Origin of the sequence: Caballeronia sp. AZ10_KS36, assembly GCF_023631105.1 — a bacterium.
Classification (GTDB): domain Bacteria; phylum Pseudomonadota; class Gammaproteobacteria; order Burkholderiales; family Burkholderiaceae; genus Caballeronia.
Window position 1 is genome coordinate 203,531 of sequence record NZ_JALQDQ010000037.1, and the last position, 22,500, is coordinate 226,030.

A 22,500-nucleotide genomic window follows, 5' to 3' on the forward strand; every position below is an offset into this window, starting at 1 on the left:
CGATCTTGCGCTGAACTTGCGCGGCGTCGGCGTCTCAAATGCCGGGCTTCTCGTCCGGTGGCAAAGGGCCTTCCTGGTCGATGGTGCTGCCCTGACGCCAGACGTCCTTTCCCGCCTCCGAGAGCTTGCCGCTGCTCGAGTCCTTGTTCGCTTCGGTGCCTTCAACGGCCATCTTGCCTCCTGCCTGCTCCTGCGCGGGCAGTTTCTCGCCTTTCTCCGCCTGAATGCGGTCTTCCTGCGATCGTCCGGCATGCGTCGTCATCGTATCCTCCGATTCGTTGAATTGGACACGTTAGACTCGTAGCAAACGGCAAGCCAACCCTCGGGCGCGGTATCGGGTCCGGATCAGAAGCGCGCGATCGGTGGAACTACATAGGATGGCTAACTAGTAGCTTTAGAACGTCTCCCAGTCGCCGCTATTCGTCGCGGTTGCCACGGGCTTGTGCACCGCAGGTTCGACGCGTTTTGCTGTCACCGTCGGCTTTATCCGCTCCAATGCCGGAGCAGCGGCAGGGCGCTGCACTGTCGGAGCCGTCGCCGGACGCGGGCGGCTTTCTCTCGACACAGACGTCACCGCATGCGCGGCCACCACGGCTGCGCTCGGGCTCGTGCGAAAGACGCTGACGGCTTTGCGAAGCGCTTCGGCCTGGTCTTCCAGCGAGCCGGCCGCTGCGGCCGCTTCTTCGACGAGCGCGGCGTTCTGCTGCGTGACTTCGTCCATCTGTGAGATGGCCTGATTGACCTGCTCGATGCCGCGGCTTTGCTCGTGCGATGCAGACGCGATCTCGCCCATGATGTCGGTCACGCGCTGAATCGCGGACTGCACGCTGCGCATGGTTTCGCCTGCCTTCGCGACGAGTTCGGTGCCTGCGCCGACGCGGCTGCCCGACGTCTCGATGAGCGCCTTGATTTCCCTAGCCGCGCTGGACGAACGCTGCGCGAGGCTGCGCACTTCGCCTGCCACGACCGCGAAGCCGCGGCCTTGTTCGCCGGCGCGCGCGGCTTCCACTGCGGCATTGAGCGCCAGAATATTCGTCTGGAACGCGATGCCCTCGATCATGCCGATGATCTCCGCGATCTTCCCCGAGCTTTCTTCGATGCCGGCCATCGTCTCCACGACCTGCCCGACGATCGCCGTGCCTTCGTTGGCGACGGCGGTCGCGTTCTCGGCGAGATCGCTGGCTTGACGCGCGTTGTCGGCGTTCTGCTTCACGGTCGAAGTCAGTTCTTCCATGCTCGCAGCCGTTTCCTCTAGCGATGCGGCCTGTTCTTCCGTGCGCGACGAGAGATCCGTGTTGCCGGCGGCGATTTCCTTGGTTGCGCCCGCAATGGCGTTGGCAGACGCAGTCACGGCCCCCATCGTTTGCAGCAACCGGTCCTGCATGGCCCGCACCGATGCCATCAGACTCGCATCGTCGCCTGCCGCGACACGCACGGTCTCCGTGAGATCGCCCGCCGCGATGCGTTTGCACGCGTCTGCGACGTCCCTCGGATCGCCGCCGAGCCTGCGCAGCACATTGCGGATGATCCAGCCCATCGCCACGGTCAATGCAAGGCCGATGACGCCGACGATCGCGAGCATCGCAAGAAGGCGCCGGCCGAATTCACGGTTGATGTCGTCGACGTAAGCGCCCGTATAGACGTGCCAGTCCCACGCGCGAACATACTCGCCGTAAGCGATCTTCGGCAGCGCCTCCGTTTGGCCCGGCTTCGGATAGAGGTAATCGGTCAGGTGCGTACCGTCGAGTCCGTGCTTCACGATCGCCGCCGTGAAGTGCTTGCCGGTCTTGTCGACCAGATCGTTGATCTTGTTTTCGGTTTCGGGGCGCATCGGATTGAGCAATTGCAGCATCGTCGAGTCGACGACGAGCAGATAGCCGCTCTGCCCATAGCGCACCGGCCGCAGATGCGCGATGGCCGCGCGCTTGGCTTCTTCGGCGGGCATCGCGCCGCTTTGCGCCTGCTGCACGTAGAAATTCACCACGCTCACGGCGGACTGGACCTGCTCGGCCAGCGCCTGCTGGCGGTCGTGCATCATCAATGTGCGCGTCATGGCCGCGCTCGTGAGCGAAAGCACGATCAAACTCAGCCACACGAACCCCACGGTGCTCCACAGCGTTGCCTTGAAACTCATTCTCTTCATTTGTCCCGCCCTTGCGTTCAACTTTCGTTTTGCCGACATGGTCAATATCGGCTCGTTTGCCGGAAAGTTGAACGTTTGCTTTCAGACTGGCCGTGTACCGGGATACCGGATCGTTTCGCGCCAATGCAGGCGCCGTATCGTCTGATGAATGCGCGTTAGCGTACTTAAGTGCCGCCGCCTGCCCGGTAACGTATGCGGGGAGACATGGACCATCCCCGCATAGAGGGATGGCATCTGCCCCATCGAGATACGAACATGGTATTGGTCAAACTAAGCGCACAGGAACTTCAAATCGGCACGCCGCTTCCTTTCGCGGCCTATTCGGCAAGCGGCAAGCTTCTTTTGACGAGAGGCTATTGCGTGCGGTCCGAAGGGCAGCGCGACCGGATTCTCGCCGCAGGCGGGTTTCGCGATGAAGACGCGCCGACCGAGCGACCGCATGCGGAAGGCGTCAGGTCGAGCGAGCTGCTGATATCGACCGCGAAGCACCACGCGTCCATTAACCGTCCCAAGGTCGATCGCGCGGCAGCCGTTACCGGCACCTTGCCGAAAACGCTGGAAAGCATGCAGCTGACGCTAGTCGGCTGCGGTCACCCGCCGGTGCAGGCCGAATTTGTCGGTTGCGTGGCGGGCAGCGCGCTGGTCGTTACGGCAGGCAGCGCGCATGAGTTGTTGGACGCTGGAATGTCCGTCGAATGCAAAGGGCTTCTCGGGCGCAAGATCTACCGTTTCTCGAGCACGGTGATCGGACGAAGCGATTCGCCTGTGAAAGTCGTTTATCTCGCGTATCCGGAAACCGTGCAAACGCATATCGTGCGCAAGGACGTTCGAGTCTCGACCGAACTGGCAGGCCGTCTCATCAGGAACGATTGTGTCGCGGCGGGCTTCGACGTCGCCGTGGTCAATGTCAGCCTCGGCGGCGTGGCGTTGCGTCTGGCGGACGCGCTCGTCAATGTCGGCGAACACTTCAAGCTCGCGCTGCGCCTGCGCGCAGACGGGAAAGTGCATGCGGTGGTGTTCAACTGCGTCGTGCGCAATCTGCGTCAAGCGGCGGGCAGCGTGCTCGTCGGCGCAGAGTTCAGTAACCGGTCCCTCGACACGACCGCGCTGCTCAGGATTCACATGTTCGAGACGGCGACGGGCAGCGCGTCGGAATGAGGATCGCCACCAGACGATGTGTCATTGGCATAACTGACGAAGTCAGCAGGCAAGCTTCGAGGGAAACCGCATTATTGGCGCCGACCGATTGAACCACTGGTCGCCCGGACGACACTTCGCCCGAAACACGTAAGTGCTACAAGCAAACGCTGGCTCGCTTTCGAACGATCGAGCGTATGCGCGGGGCCATCTCCGAACGCATGCACACCTGCTATGTGGCCTACCGCACATTCTATATTTCGGAATGCAAATAACGCATTGAACGTTCGTTGCGGTGGTCCATACTCTAAGCGCCGGGGCAGCGTAGAAAACCGGCCGTCCGTTCTGCTGCAACGCACCCGCTCAGGGCCGCCTTGCAGGTCCTCTTTGTGCGCTCCCTGGGGGGTGTATGGTCTCCAATTCGACTAAGCGACGCGCGTTTCTGAAGGGAACGGCGTCCGCACTCGCTATTGCATCGCTTCCACGGTGGGGCGTAGCGGCCACTGCTCCATTTATCAGACTCGAATGGCAAGTGTTCAAAACCACGCCGCATTATGCGTCGTATCTCAACGCGGTGCGCACGATGAAAGCCTCCACCGACAGAAGGAGCCCCTCATCGTGGCAGTACTGGGTCGATGTTCACAACAATTACTGCCCGCACAGCGCCGCCTATTTCCTGACGTGGCATCGCGGTTACCTGTATTACCTCGAGCAACAGTTGCGAACCGTATCCGGCGACGCAACGTTGACCTTGCCCTACTGGGATTACTACACGTATCCGGTGATCCCTTCTGAATTCACAGATACCGCGAGCAGCAATCCGCTCTATGTCCCGCGGATCAATACCAATGTCTATCAGGCGCTCGATTTGAGTCCTTTCTCTTCGAGCGTGTATAACTTCCAGCGCGGCACCAGCAACGCATTCGAGCCCAAGCTCGAAAACGCGCCGCACAATCCGGTTCATGACATCATCGGTAACTACATGGCCGATATCGCCACCGCGCCGATCGATCCGATCTTCTACCTGCATCACTGCAATATCGATCGCCTGTGGAACGCATGGTCGTTGCGCTCGACGAGCAGAGTGCCGGTGGCCACCAGCAGCTACTGGAACGGCTACTTCACGTATGCGAAGGGCTTGACCATCTCGAAGTCCAAAACGCGCACGACCACCGGGATGAGTTATGACTACGCCAACGACACCATGCCCGCTGTGCTGCCGCGACAGGCGCAACAAGGGAGGATTATTCGCGTGCAAGCACAGATCGGCGCCATTCAGGCGCGGCCGCAGACCGGCGCATTCACGCCGAGCCCCGGGCGCACGGTGTCGGCGACGCGCCGCTCCCTGGGAGGCGTGAAGGGCGTCGTATTGGGCGAGACCTCGATCAGCGCGAGCATACCGCTGCAGGCCGCGAACGCCACGGCTTTGAAAGACGTGTTGACGTCTTCCCCTGCGGCTGGACTCAGCGAATCGTCGAAAGCATTGCAGGCGACGCCGCAGGCAACGAGCGGGTTCCAATACGTGAAGGTCGTGCTCGATGGCATCGCGATGCCCGCAGCGGCGAGAAAGGGCGGCTTCTTTTATAACGTCTATCTGAATCTTCCTGCAAGCGGCGATGTCGACGCCGTGAAGTCACAGCACTTCATCGGCACGTTGGGCGCGTTCCAGGTTGCGACCGCCGCGCATCACGGTATGAACGCGATCGACTACGACGTCACTGAAGTGCTCGCGCAACTCGGCATTTCGAATGTGAACGACGTCGTGATTTCCTTCGTGCGCGTGAGCGGGGCGAATTCGCCGAAGGGAATCGCTGTTTCCATCAACGAGGCGCGCATCGAACTCGGCACGGATGCCCCATAGCCGCAGATCATCGCGTCGCGGCGAACTGCACGCCGCGACGCGATCCGTCCTTGGCATCTCAGCGCAGATTGGTTCGCGCCAGTTCAATCAGTTCATCGCCGCGACCGCTGAACACCGCGCGCAGCATGTAGAGGCTGAAGCCTTTCATCTGTGCGAAGTCGATGGACGGCGGAATCGCGAGTTCGTGCTTGGCCGTCACGACGTCGACGAGCGCCGGGCCCGGATGCGCGAACGCATCCCTGAGCGCGCCTTCCAGTTGCTCCGATTGCTCCACGCGCACGGACCAGATGCCCGCGCCCTTCGCGATCTGCGAAAAGTCCGTCTTGGATAGATCGACGTTGGTGTCGAGATACCCCGCAGCCTTCAGCTCCATCGAAACGAAGCCGAGCAGGCTGTTGTTGTAGACGATGACCTTGATCGGCAACTCATGCTGCACGGCCGTGAGCAGATCGCCGAGCAGCATGGAAAGCCCGCCGTCTCCTGAAAGCGAAACCACCTGCCGATGCGGATTCGCCGCCTGCGCGCCGAGCGCCTGCGGCATGGCGTTCGCCATCGAGCCGTGATTGAACGATCCGTGCAACTGACGCTTGCCGTTCATCGACAGATATCGCGCGGCCCATAGCGTGGGCGTGCCGACATCGACGGTGAAGATGGCATCGTCGGCTGCGGCCTCGTCGACGAGTTTGGTCAGATATTGCGGATGGATGGGGCGGTCAGGCGCGGATGGCGTGGCGAGATGATCCAGCTCCTTGCGCGCATCCGCATAGTGTTCCAGCGCGTTTTCCAGGAAGCGCCGCTGCGTCTTGCGTTGCAGGCGGGGCATGAGCGCCGCGACCGTTTCCTTCACCGTGCCGATGAGACCGAGCGCGAGCGGCGCGCGCCGGCCAAGTTGCGAACCCCGGTTGTCGACCTGCACGATTTGCGCGTTCGGCGGATAAAACGGCCGATAGGGGAAGTCGCAACCGAGCAGCAGCAGCGTGTCGCACGACATCATCGCGTGATAGCCGGAGCTGAAGCCGATGAGTCCGGTCATGCCCACATCGAAAGGATTGTCGTATTCGATGAACGGTTTGCCGCGTAACGCGTGAACAATCGGCGCGCCGAGCGTATCCGCGAGCGCGACCACTTCGTCATGCGCGCCTGCAACGCCGCTGCCGCACATGATGGTCACCGCATCGCAGCCGTTCAGCATATGCGCGAGTTTGTCGAGTTCGGCGTCGGCGGGCACGATGGTATGCGGCGCCGTCGGTGTCCAGTGCGCGGGGGCATCGGGGCCTTCGGACAGCGCGACATCGCCCGGCAGCACGATTACCGCGACCCCGCGCTCTTCCAGCGCGGTGCGCATGGCGCGCTCCAGCACGCGCGGAAACTGCGAAGCGTTCGACACGAGTTCGACGAAGTGACTGCATTCGCTGAAATACGTCTGCGGATGCGTTTCCTGAAAGTACCCGAGCCCGATTTCCGTCGACGGAATATGCGCCGCGATGGCAAGCACTGGCTGACGATTGCGATGACAGTCGTATAGCCCGTTGATGAGATGCAGGTTACCCGGTCCGCAACTGCCCGCGCATACGGCAAGCCGGCCCGTGGTCGCGGCATCCGCGCCTGCGGCGAACGCGGCCGCTTCCTCATGCCGCGTATGCATCCAGCGAATGGTGCCTAACGCGTCGAGGCTGTGCGCGAGACCGTTGAGGCTGTCGCCCGTGACGCCCCAGATGCGCTCGACGCCTGCTGCGGCGAGTGTCTTTGCCAGATAGTCCGCGATTGAATGCTTGGCCATGTGCTTTCCTGAAGAAAACGCGCACCATGCGCGATGTGATCGACTCAGAAGGCGTCGCTGAAACGACAGCGTGACAAACTCACTCGGGAATGATGCGCTCGCGCTTCAGACGATCAAACAGCGCGAAGAACGAGTCAGGCGTGCTCTGATAATCGAGGAAGCCGGCCTTGCGGCTCTTCGTCATGTCCGTGAGTACTTCCATCGGACGTCCGAGATCCGCATCCGTATGCCACCAGGAGACGAGCTTGTCTACTTCCGGCTCTGCCAGTGCATGCCGCGCCGCGATCTCGGCCCACGTCTTGGCGGCCTGCTGCATGCGGCCTTCCAGCGGTCTCGTCTCGCCATCGAAAGGCGCAGGCTCGATACCGAAGTAATTGGCGATGCGCTCCCACATCCATTTCCAGCGGAACACGTCGCCATTCACGACGTTGAAGTCTTCGTTGCGCGCTTCGGGCCAGGTCGCTGCCCATTCCAGATGCCGCGCGAGAAGACGCGCGTCCGTCACGTCGGTCAGGCCGTGCCATTGCGCGGCCGAACCGGGGAACACGAACGGTTCGCCGGTTGCCCGGCACATGCTCGCATAGACGGCGAGCGTCACGCCCATGTTCATTGCATTGCCGATGGCGAACCCGATGATGCTGTGCGGCCGATGCACGCTCCATCCGAAGCCGAACTGGCGCGCTGCATCGAACAAGCGGTCTTCCTGCTCGTAGTAGAAGTTGTCGACGGGCTGCCGGCCTTGTTCCTCGCGGAAGGGCGTGGCCGGAATCTCGCCTCTGGCGTAGGCTTCGAAGGGCCCGAGATAGTGCTTGAGGCCCGTCACGAGCGCCGCATGTTCGAGCGCGCCCGACGGCCCCAATGCCGCGAGGACATTGGCGACCATTGCACCGTTGACGCGGATGTTCTCCGCTTCGGTCGCTTGCCGCGACCATGCGGTGAAGAAGACGTGAGTGAAGTCGCGGCCGCTCAATGCCTGCGCGACCGACGACGCCGACGTGAGATCCGCGACGATCGATTCGACGCCGGCGGGCGCAGGCGTGCGGCCACGCGAAACGCCGGTGATGGACCAGTCGCCATGCGTTTGAAGGTGTTCGGCGAGATTGCGTCCGATGACGCCGGTCGCGCCGATGATGAGTGCTTGTTTGTTCATTGCAGTCTTGCCGGTTGAATTGATCGATGTGCCAGTGTGACGTAATGCGATGATCCTTGCTGAGGACGTGCATATCGCCATGGCGATGACACGCGGCCGGCAAAACTGCCCTCTTGCCCGCATCGGCGATGTAAGAACTACTCGACGCGCAACGCTGCAACGCCATCGTCTCGCGTAACGCCGTCAGGCACGGGCCATCGCTCTCCAGGCGCAGTAGAATGCAGCACTCGAAAAAACGCCGAAGCGCCGGGGTATCGCCACATGGATGTCAACGATCAGGGTCTCGTCGGTTCTGCCGGTTCAGGCAGCGGACACTTCGAGCGCATGATCGCGGGGGTCAGGGACTACGCGATCTATCTTCTTTCTCCGAACGGGCTGGTCACGAGCTGGAACGTCGGCGCCGAGCGCATCAAAGGCTATGCGCCGGATGAGATCATTGGTCAGCACTTCTCACGGTTTTATACCGAAGAAGACCGCGCGACCGACTTGCCCTCGCGCGCGCTGGACATTGCGGTGCGCGAAGGCAAGTTCGAATCGGAAGGCTGGCGCGTGCGCAAGGACGGTTCGCGTTTCTGGGCGCACGTCGTGCTCGATTCCCTGTTCGACGATTCGGGGCACCATGTCGGCTACGCGAAGATCACGCGCGACATTACCGTGCAGCATGAAGCGAGGCAGATAGCCGAGCGTCAGAAAGCATTGGCGCTCGATGCGCGCACGCGCGAATATCACGAGTTGCTGCGGCTTTTCGAACAGGCGCCGGGCTTCGTATGTTTCTTTCGGGGTCCGAAGCATGTGTATCAGCTACAGAACGGCGCGCATCACCGGCTCGCGGGATTCAGGCCGATCATCGGCAAGCCTGTGAGAGAGGCACTGCCCGAGCTCGCCGGGCAAGGCTTCTTCGAACTGCTCGACGAGGTGTACCAGTCAGGGCGCCCGTACGTCGGCCGCGCCGTGCCGTTGCGTGTCGACCCTCTCGCGGGCGGCGAGAGCGAAGTGCGCTTCATCGACTTCGTGTATCAACCTATCGTCGATGACGCGGGCGTGGTCGTCGGTATCTTCTCGCAAGGCAACGACGTGACCGATCAGGTCGCAGCGCAAGAGGCGCTCAAACGCAAGCAAGGCGAACTGGAACAGGTCATCGTCGAGCGCACCGAGGCACTGGAAAGCACGAGCCGCGCGCTGGAACTGGCGAAGGAACTGCACGTCGATAACGCTCGCCTTCTGCGGCTTTTCGAGCAGGCGCCGGGTTTCGTCTGCGTGTTGCGCACGCGCGAGCACATATTCGAACTGGCGAACGCGGCGTATCGCAGCCTGATAGGAGATCGCGATCTCGTCGGAAAGCGCGTGCGGGATGCGTTGCCCGAAGTGGTCGAACAAGGGTTCATCGAATTGCTGTCGCGCGTGTTCGACACGGGAGAGCCTTTCGTCGGCAAGGCCGTGCCGGTCATGATCCGGCCGCGCGACGGCGCACCGCTCGAAACGCGCTTTCTCGACTTCGTCTATCAGCCCATTGCAGGCAACGACGGCGAAGTGGTCGGCATCTTCGTTCAAGGCCAGGACGTCACTGTGCAAAAGCTCGCGCAGGACGAAGTGGAGCGCTATCAAACGAGCCTCGAAGTGCTGGTCGAAGAGCGCACGCGCGAACTCGAAGAGACGCAAGCCGCGTTGCAGCGTTCGCAAAAGCTGGAGGCCATCGGCAAGCTCACCGGCGGCATCGCGCATGACTTCAACAACATCCTGCAAGTGATCGGCGGCAATCTGCAACTGCTGTCTGCGTCCGTTGCCGGCAACGAGACGGCGATCAAGCGCGTGGACACCGCGGCGAGCGCCGTGGAGCGCGGCGCGAAACTGTCTTCGCAACTGCTGGCGTTCGCGCGGCGTCAGCCGTTGCAGCCGGTCGTCACGAACCTCGCTCCCGTGGTCGCGGGCATGGACGACATGCTCCGTCGCGCGCTGGGCGAGTCGGTCGTCATGGAGACGGTCCTCGCGGGCGGGCTATGGAACGTGCAGGTCGACCCGCATCAGCTCGAAAACGTCGTGCTGAATCTCGCGATCAACGCCCGCGACGCCATGCCCGACGGCGGCAAGCTCACCATCGAACTCAGCAATTCGATGCTGGACGACGACTACGTCGCATCGGACGCCGATCTCGAACCGGGCCAGTACGTGATGCTCGCCATCTCCGATACCGGCACCGGCATGACGCGCGAAGTGATGGAGCGTGCATGCGATCCGTTCTTCACGACGAAGCCGGAAGGCGTCGGCACGGGCCTCGGTCTCTCGATGGCGTATGGCTTCGTCAAGCAAAGCGGCGGACACTTCAAGATCTACAGCGAAATAGGGCACGGCACCACGATCAAGATCTATCTGCCGCGCTCGCACGAAGCCCTGGTGCAGACCACGTCGTTCGCAGCGGCGCCGGTCGTCGGCGGCACGGAGACTATTCTCGTCGTGGAAGACGATCGGGCCGTGCAGACCACCGTCGTCGAGATGCTGCGCGAGCTCGGGTATCAGGTGCTCAAGGCCGACAACGCCGAGAGCGCGCTCGGCATCTTGCAGAGCGGCTTGGCCATCGACCTGTTGTTCACCGATGTCGTGATGCCCGGCAAGCTGCGCAGCCCCGAGCTCGCGAGAGGCGCGAAGGCGATCCTGCCGAACATCGAAGTGCTGTTCACTTCAGGGTACACGCAAAACGCGATCGTGCATGGCGGACGGCTCGACGCCGGCGTGCAACTGCTGACCAAGCCTTATCGGCGCGAACAGCTTGCGCGCAAGATCCGGCACATGCTGTCGAACCGGAAGCAGGTCGCGCTCGCGCGTTCGCAACCGGCACGGGAGACCGTGCCTCCGGTCGCGCCGTTGCCGCAGCGCTTCGGCGTGCTCGTCGTCGAGGATCACCCCGAATTGCGCGAGATGGCGCTCGAACTCATTCGGGCGCTGGGGCATCGGGTGACGGCCGTTGCCAGTGCGGAGGAAGCGCTCGCGTCGTTCGCCAAGGGCGACTTCGACATTCTCTTCACCGATGTCGGGTTGCCGGGCATGGACGGCGTCGCGTTGTCGCGCAGGCTCAAGGCGGAGCAGCCCGCCCTGCGCGTGATCTATGCGACCGGCTACGGCGAGGCGATCGAAGCGGGCGCCGACAGCATCGGCACGGTGTTGGCGAAGCCTTATACGCTCGCGAGCCTGAACGCGGTACTTGCGCAGTTTTCCGAATCGGCATCGGACGGGCACGCCGCCAGAGACGGCTCGCTATAGGCTCTTTGGGTGAACGCTACCAGCGCGCGCCGAAGCTCTGCCGCAGTTCGTCGATGGCGGCATCGTCGAGCGGGGCGGGGCGCGGCGTGGTCATCAGCCAGAGACGCGCGGTTTCTTCGAGTTCCTCGAGGGCATACGACGCATGGGAGACGCTGCGCTCCCATACCACGGGCCCGAGCCGCTCCAGCAGCACGGCGCGCACGTCGGCTGCGCGCGCCGCGATTTCGGCTGCCGCCTGCGGGTCGCCGGGGCGGCGGTATCGCACGAGCGGTACGTGGCCGACCTTCATCACGTAGTACGGCGTGATCGGCGGCAGCACGTCTTCGTCGCTCCAGACGCCCGCGAGCGTCAGCGCAACGAGCGACGTCGAATGTGTATGCACGATGCCGCGCGTTTCAGGACTGCGCTCGTAGATGCGCCGATGCAACTCCAGCGTCTTCGAGGGCCGCGCGCCGGAAACGTGCCGTCCCTGCGCATCCACCTTGGCGATCTGCGCGGGATCGAGCCGGCCGAGACAGGCATCCGTCGGCGTGATGAGCCAGCCGTCGTCGCAGCGCGCGCTGATGTTGCCCGCCGTGCCCACCGTGTAGCCGCGCGCGTAGAGACTTTCGCCGACCGTGCAGATTTCCTCGCGCAGCTTCGCGTCGCTGGCCGATGCAATGACGGTGTCGCTCACGCGCGCTCTCCCTCGATGTAACGCAGCGCCTTGTCGAAGAAATCGCGCGCGCCGAAGTTGCCGGACTTCAACGCCAGCGCAAGCGGCGTATCGCCGACGCTCACGGTCACGGGCACGCCCGGATCGATGGGCGGCCCGATCTGCAACATCTGAACGCCGAGCGCCTGCACCACCGCGCCCGATGTCTCGCCGCCCGCGACCACGAACCTGCGCACGCCGCGCGCGCGGGCTTCACGGGCGATGGCGGCGAGCGCATCCTCGACGAGCTGGCCCGCCGCCGCGCTGCCGAGCTCTTGCTGCACCGCCTTGACTTCATCGGGCGAAGCCGTGGCGTAGACCAGCACCGGCTGCGGCGCGTGCGCGTCGATGAAGGCGAGCGCCTCGTCGACGACCGCCTCGCCTCGTGCGAGCGCGCGGGGATCGACGCGATACGCCGGCCGTGCCGCGATCCACTCGGCTACTTGCGCGTTGGTCGCCTTCGATGCGCTGCCCGCCAGCACGAGCGCCGCGCCTTCCACGGCGGGCAGGTCCGCTGCCTTGTCGTTCGGCTCGATGAGTCCGGCGCGCCGGAAGTTCTCCGGCAAGCCGATGGCGACGCCGGAGCCGCCCGTGACGAGCGCGAGATCGGCGCAGGCCGCGCCGAGCGTGCGCAGGTCGGCGTCGGTGAGCGCGTCGGCAATGGCGAGCCGCACTCCATCGGCACGCAGGCTGGCAATCGCGCCGCGCACGGCATCGGCGCCCGCGGCGACCGTATCGCTCGCGATCAGACCGACCTTCGATTTGCTTTGCCGTTGGAGGACGCGAACGAGGTTGGGGTCGCGCATCGGCGTGAGCGGATGATGCTCCATGCCCGATTCGCTAAGAAGCGCGTCACCGACGAAAAGGTGCCCGCGATAGACCGTGCGCTTGTTCTCGGGGAACGCGGGGCAGGCTATCGTGAAGTCCGCGCCGCTTTGCCCGGCGAGCGCGTCGAGCAGCGCCTCGGCGACCGGGCCGATGTTGCCGGCATCGGTGGAATCGAACGTCGAACAGTACTTGAAGAAGAACTGGCGGCAACCCTGCGCGCGCAGCCAGTCGAGCGCCGCGAGCGATTGGGCGACGGCATCGGCCGCTTCGATCGTGCGCGATTTGAGCGCGACGACCACGGCGTCCGCGTCGAGGCGCGTGTCCGAGGCGGGGACGCCGATAGTCTGAACCGTGCGCATGCCGCCGCGCACGAGCATGCTCGCGAGATCGGTGGCGCCGGTGAAGTCGTCGGCGATGCATCCCAGGACGGGATGCCGGGTGGATGTGTGCATGTGCGACCTCCGTTGCGACGATTGTACGGGCGAACGGTGCAAAAGCGGTGGCGCAATGCACGGTGGACCCACGCGTTGGCTCAGACCATAACGCAAAGACGCTTACGCCATCGGCCGCAACGTTTCCCACTTCAGATCGGTGAAGCACGGCCCTTGCGTGGCCTCGCTGAACTTCACGTCGTTATGCTCGGCGTTCCACTCCATCACGAGCACGTTTTCGTCGATATCGACGGTCAGGTCCCAGCCGACGCAGCGCGCAAACGGCGCCTTCGCGTGCAGCGCCATGACTTTTTCCACGCACTTTGCAAACGCGGGCAAGGTCACGCCGTCGAAGCGGATCTTCGAATCCGGGTGCGCGTCCACGCGCGTCCAGTCGCTCAGATAGCCTGTGCTGAAGAGCCGCCCGCTCTCCAGATGCACCGGCACGCACACTTCGCTGTCGGGGCGAATATACGTGTCCGCGGACCGGCCGAGTCGCAAGAAGCAGGCGCGCAGCGAGATGGCGCCGGCGTCGTCGACGACCGTCGTCAGCCGCACCGTCGCGACTGCCTTGGACGCGAACTGGTCGAACGTCGCGTGCTGCACGATGAAGCGTTGCAGCACGCCGTTGCCGAGCTGGCTGATGCGCTCGGCATCGAAGTCCTTGCGGTCCATCAGAAAGACGCCCTTGCCCTGCATCGAGTGATCGAGCTTGAAGGCGATCCGGTCCGTCGTGCTGAAAACGAAGTTCGCGACCTGCGATTTATGAATCGCGATGTGATCGGCCGTGTAGAAGATGCCGTTGACGTAGTAGCCGAGATCGGGGAATGCGTCGTCCTGAAAGAGCAGCCGCGACACGGGCTTCAGATGCGACATCTGCCCGTACAGGCCTTTCATCTTCGGAACGACGATCCAGCCGTAGTAGTTGTCCGGAATCCAGCCTTCCTTGAAATGGCCGTTCAACGCCGTATAGACGTGGAGCCACGGCGCATAGCACGCGTCGCCGAGCACGTCGCGCGCGTACGCATCCGCGAGCCGCAACTGCCCGGCGTTCGTCCTGCCCTGCCTGCTCTCGATGCTGCGCAGCACCTCGCGCGCCTCCCGTGCATGCTTCCGGTGAAAGCGATGTTGCGAAAGGTTCTTCCACGAGATCTTGACGAGGCTTGCGACGTACGGTGCGGGCATGGCGGTTCCGCTCTGATCGAGCTTTGTTGTTTGACTTTATCGAGCAACAGAGCCTACCGGCCGTAACTAACGAAACCCTTAAGGAAAGGCGTCGTGGCGAGAAACGGCTGGCTTTTGGCGGGCGGCCTGATCAGACAAATGGGGCGGCTTTTGGCATACGAATATGAAGTGGCGATGCGTCGCGCACGCGTCATTGCGGCCACGGACACACATCTGCGGAACCGCGCGCGATCACAAGCGCTGTCGCTGCGGCGAGTGCGTAGCGTCCGTCGGGCACCACGTTGCAGTATTGGTCGTACCAACGGCTTCCCGAGGCCGCCGGCGGTATCGTGACTGAAGTCGATGCAACTCCGCACGCCGCGCCGTCGTACTGACACACCGCGTTGACGTAGACCCATCCGTTCGAATACTGCCGCGCGCATACGCCGGCATTGGCGTCGTTGACCCAGCCGCATGCGCCGACAGGCGGCGACGCGTACGGATCGACCAAAGGCGGCGGCGCAACCGGCCGGCCGACCGGCAACGGAGGGAAACCGCTGAACGAAAGGTTCTCGCTCGTGGCGCTTGCGGTCGCCGCCGTGTCGAGCGTGACGCTCGTCGATGAGTCCACGCTTGCGATAGTCGAACCCGGCGCGATGCCCGCGCCGTTCACGCGTAGCCCCGCCGAAAGCCCGCGCGTGCTGGCGAGGCCGGTGACCGTCGCGCTGCCGCGCGTCAATGTGCCGGTCAGCGCCAGGTCGACGTAGCCGCCCATCGACGGCGGATACTTTTGCGCCGCGCGCGACGATATTTGCGCGGCAGAAAGGTAGTTCTGCGTGCTCTGCGTAACGAGCAGCAGCCATGCGGTCGCCCACGTCTCTTCGGCGCGCGTCATGCCATTGGTGTCGTGTCCGTCGAGATAGCTGATCGCGCCGTAGAACTTCTGGCTCGCGCGTTCGGCGTTGTACAGATGCGCGGCGAAGAGATCGTCGATCATGAAGCCGTTGTACCACCTGTTCGCCAAAGTCGTGCCTTGATGTTGAGGCACGTTCTCTTCGACCACGCCGCTCACTGCATCGGCGATGTCGGTCCACATAGCGCCGCCTTGATAGCTCACATTGGCCACCGTCGCAAGGCCCAATGCTTTCGCTTGCCCGCTGAGAAACTTGATGTAGTCGAGGTTGACTGTGCTCCAGCTCGCATCGTCGGCCGATGCGTACTGCGTGACGAACGTTCCGCCACATGCGGGTCGCAACGAAGCCGGACACGGGGAAACGGTGCCGCTATAGTGCCCGCTTTGATAGACGGTCCCGTTACGAACGTTCGCAGTACTGACGTTGTCGATGGACAACGCCTGATAGCCGCTCGCGTGGTCTGCCATCGACTGAAACAGATGCTGCCGGACCGCCGGATTGACGATGTCCACGACCGGATAGCGCGTGTCGCCGAATTCGTAGAGTACGTTGCCGTCCGAGCCGTATTCGATCCAGTCCGAGTGGTGGTAGTAAAGCCAGCCGAGTTGCGTCGCGGGATAGTCAGCGCCGGCGCCCGTCCATCCGGCGGGCATGAAGTAGAGGCGGTAGGCGGGCGCGTAGGCCATCGAAAAGATGCCGGGTTGCGCGCCGTACCCCGATGACCACATCGCGCCGACCTGACCGACGAGACGCTGTTGCGCTGCTTGCGTCGTCGGGCCGAAGGCTTGGAGGAAGTTGATCGGATAGCTGAGGCTTTCGATCGAGATGGGAAGGTAGCCGGTATCAGCGGCGGTGGCTTGCGGCGCGGGCGCGGGGGATGCGACGGGTGCGGCCGTCGTTGCCGGAACGTTGGCATCGCTGCCGTTATTGCTTCCGCCGCATGCGGGCAGAAGACTGCAGCAAACGATGGCCCAGATGCGGCTCGACAGCGGGCGAATCAGTTTGGAATGAAGTGTGGTTGATGCGCTTTTATTGTTCATTTTTCCCCTCGTTGTTTTTCTATGCATCTGTGAAGCCGGGCGGCTGCGAATCGCAGCAAGGACGAGCTTTCGGTATCGGAAGTGGTCGCGAGCCGGTCGCCTTGAGCGTCTTCCGTGCTCATCGGCAAGCAATCCGAAGTGTCGATGTTTCGAGCGATACAGTTGCCTAAAAGCAAGTAATAGCCCGACGCGAAAAGTCGGATTTATCTTAACGTGGATTGGGAATGAAGTAGGAGAATTCGCATGTTCGGCGCATCGTCAAGGTTCGGCATCCGAAAGAAGCAGCGCATGCGCACGCAACGCAACGCCGATCGGGACAATGCCAAAGCACCACGAGCGGCCGAATGCCGAAGCCGAATCTCAGACGCTCGAAGTGTCTGCGCGAGAGTCACGCGGACCGAAGCGTCAGATACAGAGAGGCGGATAAAGAATGCGATTTCCAACGCGCGCGACTGCGAATCGAGGATACGAGCACTTTTCCCGGCATACGCGGCGTGGAAAACCCGAATTTGACATACAGATGCGCGCCAAACCCGACACAGAAGCGTACGGGACCCCTCACATCTCGACATAGAGATAACGGCGAACATCGCAACCGGGCTAGACTCGCAGCACAAACGCACAGCCGCGCGATACATGCCATGGAAAAACGAAGCACGCCGGCAAAGATGCGAAAGACCGCACGTTTCTCGGGGATCGTGAATGAAAAGGACGACGCTTATACGCCTGTTCGATGCACCCGCATCGGGCTTCATCTGGGTGGTCGCAATGTGCACCTTGCGCATCGTGCTCGCGCGCGACTGGCTGCAACACCGCATGGCCGCACGCCGTGAGCGAGGCAATCCGGGCGACGTGTCGCGCGAACGCGATATCGCATACCCGAAAGGCACCTGACGCAATAACGAGCGACAACGACCGCAAAACACAGCGGGCCCTCGAAACGAAGGCCCGCCGCGTTCGTTTCCGCACGAAGGACGCGCTAACCGCCTGCCTTGGTCACGCGCCAGACGGCGTTCCCGGCGTCATCGGCGATGAGAAGCGCGCCGTCCTTGTCCTCGGCCAGTCCGACCGGCGCGCCGCGCAACTGCTTCTCGTCCGCCGACACGAAACCGGTGACGACGGGCTTCGGCGCGCCGACCGGCTGGCCGTCCTGGAACGCGACATACGTGACCGCATAACCCGCGAGCGGCGAACGGTCCCAACTGCCGTGCTCGCCGATGAACGCGCCGCCGCGATACTGCGCGGGCAAGTTGTTGCCGGTATAGAACAGCAGCCCGAGCGGCGCGACGTGCGAGCCGATGGCGTAATCGGGCTTGATCGCTTTCTGCACGAGATCGGGTCTTTGCTGATGCACGCGCTCGTCTACGTGCTGTCCATAGTAGCTATACGGCCAGCCGTAGAAAGCGTGCTCCTTCACCGAAGTCAGATAGTCGGGAACGAGGTCCGCGCCGATCTCGTCGCGTTCGTTCGCCACCGTCCACAGCTTGCCCGTCTTCGGCTCCCATTGCAGCGAGGTCGGATTGCGGATGCCGGAGGCGAACACGCGGCTGCCGCCCGTCGCAATGTCGACTTCCAGCACGGCCGCGCGGCGGTATTCCACTTCGAGCCCGTTCTCGCCGACGTTGCTGTTCGAGCCGACGCCCACATACAGCTTCTTGCCGTCGGGGCTCGCGAGCAGCGCCTTCGTCCAGTGATGGTTGATAGTGCTCGGCAGATCGGCGAGCTCGACACCCGTGCCGTCGATATGCGTCGCGCCGGCCTGATACGGGAACGCGAGAATCGCGTCGGTATCGGCGACAAAGAGCGTATTGCCGACCAGTTGCATGCCGAACGGCGAATGCAAATGGTCGATGAAGACGTGCTTCTCCCATTCGCCGTTGCCGTTCGCGGGCTTGCGCAGCAGCGTGATGCGGTTGCCGCCTTTCGCTTCCTTGCCCGAACGCGTCTGCACCATGCCCGCGATGAGCTGCTTCGGCGTCGTGACCGGCTCTTCATCAGGACTACTTGATTCCGCCACGAGGATATCGCCGTTGGGTAGCGCGTACACCTGACGCGGATGCTCCAGCCCCGACGCGATGCCTTCTATCTTCAGCCCGTCCGCGACCTTGGGCGTCTCGCCGCTTTTCCAGCCGACGTGCTTCGGCACCTGCATCGGCGGGGCCAGGAAGTTGCGCGCGTCCGGCAGCGGCGGATTCGCGCCGGCCTGCTGCTGCGATTCGTAGGACGCGTGCTCGTTGCATCCGGCGAGGCACGCCGCAACGGCCATCGAAACGAGGCTTGTGCGCATGATGTTATTCACGGACGGCCTCCGGCAGGTTGAAGCGGTTGAACTTGTCGAAGGCCAGCATCACTTGCCCGGCGCTCAGGAGCACGACCGTGACGACCGAGAGGATGACGCTGAGTGGGACCATCGCGTAGGCATCGCGCGAGTGAACGAACGCGTTGACCACCGCCGCGACGATGCCGAGCAGATTCAGCCAGAAGTCGGTGCGTTCGAGGCTCGTGACCGTGCCGCGCCCGCCGAACCAGACGTGACCGAGATTGATGAAGCGTGGAATGATCGCGAAGAGCAGGCCTACCGTGACGAGCCACGCCGCGCCCTTCGCCCAGAAGATGACGGCGTTGATCGCATAGATGATGTCGAAGATCAGCGTGCCGACGAAGAGACCATATGGAATCGGATTGAGCCACTCGAAAAGCGCCGTGGCCAGGCGCGAGCGGTAGCGCGGGCGAATCGGTTTCATGAACGAGCCTCTTTGTGGTTGAACGGAACGGGCGAAAAGCGCCATGCGGCGACGCATGGCGCGTGCCCGTAAGCTGCCACTCCTGTTCCGTCCAGCCACCGCTTCCCGCGCGCCTTACGCGAAGATTCCGTCCGCCCGACGCAACGCCGACGGTTCTCTACGCAGCCCTTACGTATTGATGCCGGCGAAGCTCACCGTCACGCGCTGAAGCCTCCGTCGATCATGAGACTCGCGCCCGTCACGAACGACGCTTCCGGCCCTGCGACGTACGCCACCATCGCGGCGATTTCGTCGGCTTTGGCGTGCCGTTGCACGGCCATCAGCGCGTGCAGCGCGGAGCCGAACTCGCCTTGCTCCGGGTTCATGTCGGTGTCGACCGGGCCGGGCTGCACGTTGTTCACCGTGATGCCTTTCGGGCCGAGGTCGCGCGCGAGACCCTTCACGAGACCTTGCAGCGCCGCCTTGCTCATCGCGTAGGCCGCGCCGCCCGGGAACGGCATGCGATCCGCGTTCGTGCTGCCGATGTTCACGATTCGTCCGCCAGCCGGCATGTACGGCAGCACCGCTTTCGTCGCGACGAACACGGCGCGCACATTCACGGCCACCGTTTTGTCGAAGTCGTCGAGCGAGAAGGCATCGACCGGGCCGAGATACAGCACGCCTGCGTTGTTGACCAGAACGTCGATCTTGCCGAAGTGGCGCGCGGCCTGATCGATCGCGCGAGTCAGCGCGTCGGCGTCGGCTGCGTCGGACTGGATCGCGAGCACGCGGCCACCGGCTTCTTCGATCTTCGCGGCGAGCGCCGATGCCTGCGCCGTCGATCCGCGATACGTGAACGCGACTGCCGCGCCTTCTGCCGCGAGCCGGCTGACGACCGCCGCGCCGATGCCGCGCGCGCCGCCCGTGACGAAAGCAATCTTGCCGCTGAGACTGTTTGCCATGATCTGCTCCTGCTGGTTGAGTGAAAGTGAAGCCAGTATGGCCGTCGGATTCATCGTCCGGTAGCGCATAATGCGGGCAAGCAGTTTCAACCGGCGGTATCAAGCGAGGGTGCCGTGGAATCGTTCAACTTTCTGGAGTCGTTCGTCGTCACGGCGCAGACCGGCAGTTTCTCGGCGGCGGCTCGCCGGCTCGGGATGACACCGGCCGGCGTGAGCAAGAACGTCGCGCGGCTGGAGCAGCAGCTCGGACTGAGGCTCTTTCATCGAAGCACGCGCAGCCTGACGCTGACCGACAGCGGCGAGAGCTTCTATCAGGAAGTGCGCGCGCCCTTCGACGCGCTGCGCGACGCCGTCTCGCACGCAGCGGAGCAAAACGGCGCGCCGTCCGGCACGCTGAAAGTGAGCGTGGGCGTCGGTTTCGGGCGCGAGTATCTGGTGCCGATCCTCGGCGAATTTCTCGACCGTTACCCGGCCATCGTCCCGGACGTGCACTTCGACAACCGGCCAGTCGATCTCATCGGCGAGGGCTACGACGCCGCGATCGGCGGCGGCATCGAACTGAACGAAGGCGTCGTGGCGCGCGAACTCGCGCCGGCGCATGTGATCGTGGCGGCATCGCCCGCATACATGGCGGACAAGCCGATGCCCGCGCATCCGTCCGAACTCGAAGCGTTCGACGGCATCGCGCGCCGCTCGGTGTCGTCGGGGCGCGTCTTCGCGTGGAAGCTGCGCAACGCCGTGGGCGAACAGTGTCTCGTCCGGCATCGCACGCGCATGATCTTCGACGACCCCGAAGCCATAGCCGCCGCCGCCATGCAGGGGCTCGGCATCGCGCTGATTCCCATGCCGCACGCCGCGCGCTGGCTCCAGCAAGGCAGCCTCATGCGCCTGTTGCCGGGCTGGTTCGCCGAACTCGGCGCGATCAGTCTGTACTATCCGAGCAAGAAGCTCCTGCCGCCGAAAACGCGCGTGTTCGTCGATTTCGTGGTGGACGCGTTTCGCTCGGGCCGCATCGACGCGCGCCTCGACTCCCGCTAGCCGCGCTCACTGAATCATGAAGGTCTCGTATTCGAGCGAATCGAGCTTTCGATCCAGCCAGACGAGACTCGCGAGCACCACGACGAGCAGCGATCCCGCGAATCCGAAGCCGTACCAGCCGGGGTTCGCCATGAGCGTCAGTCCCGTCAGCACCACGTTCGACGCGACGAACAATGCGACGAGCGCCAGCACCACGCGCCGCTTGTCCAGATAGAAGAACACGTTGATGACGCCCATGAAGAGCACTTGCAGGCTCGCGGCGATCACATCGACATAAAGCAGCGGCGAGTAGAGCGTCGAAATGCGCAGCCAGCTAAGAAGCGTCGCGCTGATCGCGAAAAGCAGCAGGGCGGCGGTCGCCTGCACCTTGACGATCTCATACAGCCCGTTGCGCAGCGCCTCGACCATTGCGTTGCGCATGCGCTCGATGTGCTGCAACGACGCGCCTTCGCGCACCGCGCCATAGAACGCGTCGTAGTACTCGACGAAGTCCGTCTCGATGCGCATCAGGAACACGGCCATGCCGGGAATGATCGCCAGGTAGGCGAGGAACACGGGAATGTCGTAGATGATCGACGCGCGCAGCGGCCCGATGACCGTTTGCCCCGTACCCGGCGCGTACCAGAACATGTACTTGTCGACCCAGATGCCGAGGTTGTAGAGAAAGCCCGTCGCCATCAGCGTCGGATAGCGGTATCGCCGCGAGAAGAAGTCGTACGCGATAAAGCGGTCGCTCGTGTAGTCGCGATAGATGAGCGTGAGCAAGCCCGCGAGCAGCACCGTCTGCCCGAACACGAAGCCGCCGAGCAGCCCCGTCAGCCCGAACACGTTCAGCGTGATTGCCGCGCCCGCCGTCAGCGTATAGCCGATGAAAAACACCCACAGGATCGACATGTACTGCTTCATGCCGGAGAGAAAGATGGTGGCGAGCCAGATGTTGCTCATCACGACGAAGCCGGCGAGCATCAGCAGACGGTACGCCGCTGACTGATCGCGAAACAGGAAGACGACCGCGATGCCGCCAAGCAGCGTCGCGGCGGCGGTCGAAACCAGCGCCGCGCCGTGATAGTTCGGCAGCACCATGTCGGCGCGTTTCTCGAAGAGGCGGTCGGAGGTGAAGCGCGTGAAGCCGAGTTGCAGCGGTCCCGTCAGCACGAGCGACAGCGAAATGAGGTATGTCACCGACACCTGAAACTGCGTGATGAGTCCGGTCGGCAGCACGAACGGCAGGCTCAGAATGCCGATCAGCAGCATGCCGATGATCGACAGAATCCACGGTCCCGCGCTGATGAGGCCCGCGTAGGCATAGGCCTGCATCAGCCCGACGAGCGTGTCGCGCCGAAGCATCTTGCGCAGTTCGAAGCCGATTCCCGCCATGAC

General features: G+C 63.4%; 17 protein-coding genes. 5 read left to right on the top strand and 12 right to left on the bottom strand.

The genetic code is table 11. The features are described from left to right. Positions 1-34: 34 nt before the first annotated feature. Complete coding sequence (locus tag NCR35_RS23440; protein WP_250536312.1) at positions 35-262, bottom strand: hypothetical protein; 228 nt, start codon at positions 260-262, stop codon at positions 35-37. Positions 263-394: 132 nt separating this feature from the next. Next, positions 395-2,143: a methyl-accepting chemotaxis protein gene (locus NCR35_RS23445; protein WP_250536313.1), complete on the bottom strand. Its 1,749-nt coding sequence runs from the start codon at positions 2,141-2,143 to the stop codon at positions 395-397. Positions 2,144-2,398: 255 nt separating this feature from the next. Between NCR35_RS23445 and NCR35_RS23450 the strand changes: the two genes are divergently transcribed. Beyond that, on the top strand, positions 2,399-3,301 hold the full coding sequence (locus NCR35_RS23450) for a PilZ domain-containing protein (protein ID WP_250536314.1): 903 nt from the start codon (positions 2,399-2,401) through the stop codon (positions 3,299-3,301). 511 nt (positions 3,302-3,812) lie between these two features. Next, the gene (locus tag NCR35_RS23455; protein WP_250536315.1) at positions 3,813-5,141 is read left to right on the top strand and encodes a tyrosinase family protein; all 1,329 of its coding nucleotides are present in this window, start codon (positions 3,813-3,815) and stop codon (positions 5,139-5,141) included. Between the two features lie 58 nt (positions 5,142-5,199). Here the strand turns inward: NCR35_RS23455 and poxB are convergent, their stop codons facing one another. Both poxB and NCR35_RS23465 read right to left on the bottom strand, forming a co-directional pair. Continuing rightward, on the bottom strand, positions 5,200-6,921 hold the full coding sequence (gene poxB / locus NCR35_RS23460; RefSeq protein WP_250536316.1) for a ubiquinone-dependent pyruvate dehydrogenase: 1,722 nt from the start codon (positions 6,919-6,921) through the stop codon (positions 5,200-5,202). A gap of 79 nt (positions 6,922-7,000) precedes the next feature. After that, positions 7,001-8,071: an SDR family oxidoreductase gene (locus tag NCR35_RS23465; RefSeq protein ID WP_250536317.1), complete on the bottom strand. Its 1,071-nt coding sequence runs from the start codon at positions 8,069-8,071 to the stop codon at positions 7,001-7,003. 261 nt (positions 8,072-8,332) lie between these two features. On the opposite strand from NCR35_RS23465, the gene NCR35_RS23470 reads away from it, so the two are divergent. Continuing rightward, positions 8,333-11,326 (top strand): response regulator, encoded by a 2,994-nt coding sequence (locus NCR35_RS23470; RefSeq protein WP_250536318.1) that lies wholly within the window; start codon positions 8,333-8,335, stop codon positions 11,324-11,326. 16 nt (positions 11,327-11,342) lie between these two features. On the opposite strand, the gene otnC is transcribed toward NCR35_RS23470, so the two are convergent. The 4 genes from otnC to NCR35_RS23490 all read right to left on the bottom strand — a co-directional run bounded on the left by otnC (position 11,343) and on the right by NCR35_RS23490 (position 16,397). Then, positions 11,343-12,002: a 3-oxo-tetronate 4-phosphate decarboxylase gene (gene otnC / locus NCR35_RS23475; protein ID WP_250536319.1), complete on the bottom strand. Its 660-nt coding sequence runs from the start codon at positions 12,000-12,002 to the stop codon at positions 11,343-11,345. Then, positions 11,999-13,300, bottom strand: coding sequence for a 3-oxo-tetronate kinase (gene otnK, locus NCR35_RS23480; protein WP_250536320.1), 1,302 nt, complete (start codon positions 13,298-13,300; stop codon positions 11,999-12,001). Before otnK ends, otnC begins: the two co-directional genes overlap by 4 nt. A gap of 102 nt (positions 13,301-13,402) precedes the next feature. Continuing rightward, the gene (locus NCR35_RS23485) at positions 13,403-14,464 is read right to left on the bottom strand and encodes a sugar-transfer associated ATP-grasp domain-containing protein (protein WP_250536321.1); all 1,062 of its coding nucleotides are present in this window, start codon (positions 14,462-14,464) and stop codon (positions 13,403-13,405) included. 190 nt (positions 14,465-14,654) lie between these two features. Next, positions 14,655-16,397, bottom strand: coding sequence for a hypothetical protein (locus NCR35_RS23490; protein ID WP_250536322.1), 1,743 nt, complete (start codon positions 16,395-16,397; stop codon positions 14,655-14,657). A gap of 702 nt (positions 16,398-17,099) precedes the next feature. Between NCR35_RS23490 and NCR35_RS23495 the strand changes: the two genes are divergently transcribed. After that, a complete protein-coding gene (locus NCR35_RS23495) occupies positions 17,100-17,291 on the top strand; it encodes a hypothetical protein (protein WP_250536323.1) in 192 nt (63 codons plus the stop codon). Positions 17,292-17,376: 85 nt separating this feature from the next. Here NCR35_RS23495 and NCR35_RS23500 read toward each other — a convergent pair whose 3' ends face one another. From NCR35_RS23500 to NCR35_RS23510, 3 genes are all read right to left on the bottom strand, one after another. Then, positions 17,377-18,663: a PQQ-dependent sugar dehydrogenase gene (locus tag NCR35_RS23500; protein ID WP_502801719.1), complete on the bottom strand. Its 1,287-nt coding sequence runs from the start codon at positions 18,661-18,663 to the stop codon at positions 17,377-17,379. 25 nt (positions 18,664-18,688) lie between these two features. Continuing rightward, on the bottom strand, positions 18,689-19,141 hold the full coding sequence (locus NCR35_RS23505) for a DUF2231 domain-containing protein (RefSeq protein WP_250536324.1): 453 nt from the start codon (positions 19,139-19,141) through the stop codon (positions 18,689-18,691). Positions 19,142-19,338: 197 nt separating this feature from the next. After that, complete coding sequence (locus NCR35_RS23510; RefSeq protein WP_250536325.1) at positions 19,339-20,082, bottom strand: SDR family oxidoreductase; 744 nt, start codon at positions 20,080-20,082, stop codon at positions 19,339-19,341. Between the two features lie 114 nt (positions 20,083-20,196). Here NCR35_RS23510 and NCR35_RS23515 point away from each other — a divergent pair, with 114 nt between their 5' ends. Next, positions 20,197-21,120, top strand: a complete 924-nt coding sequence (locus tag NCR35_RS23515; RefSeq protein ID WP_250536326.1) for a LysR family transcriptional regulator — start codon at positions 20,197-20,199, stop codon at positions 21,118-21,120. A 6-nt stretch (positions 21,121-21,126) separates the two neighbouring features. Here NCR35_RS23515 and pelG read toward each other — a convergent pair whose 3' ends face one another. Continuing rightward, positions 21,127-22,497 (bottom strand): exopolysaccharide Pel transporter PelG, encoded by a 1,371-nt coding sequence (gene pelG / locus NCR35_RS23520; RefSeq protein ID WP_250536327.1) that lies wholly within the window; start codon positions 22,495-22,497, stop codon positions 21,127-21,129. Between the last annotated feature and the right edge of the window lie 3 nt (positions 22,498-22,500).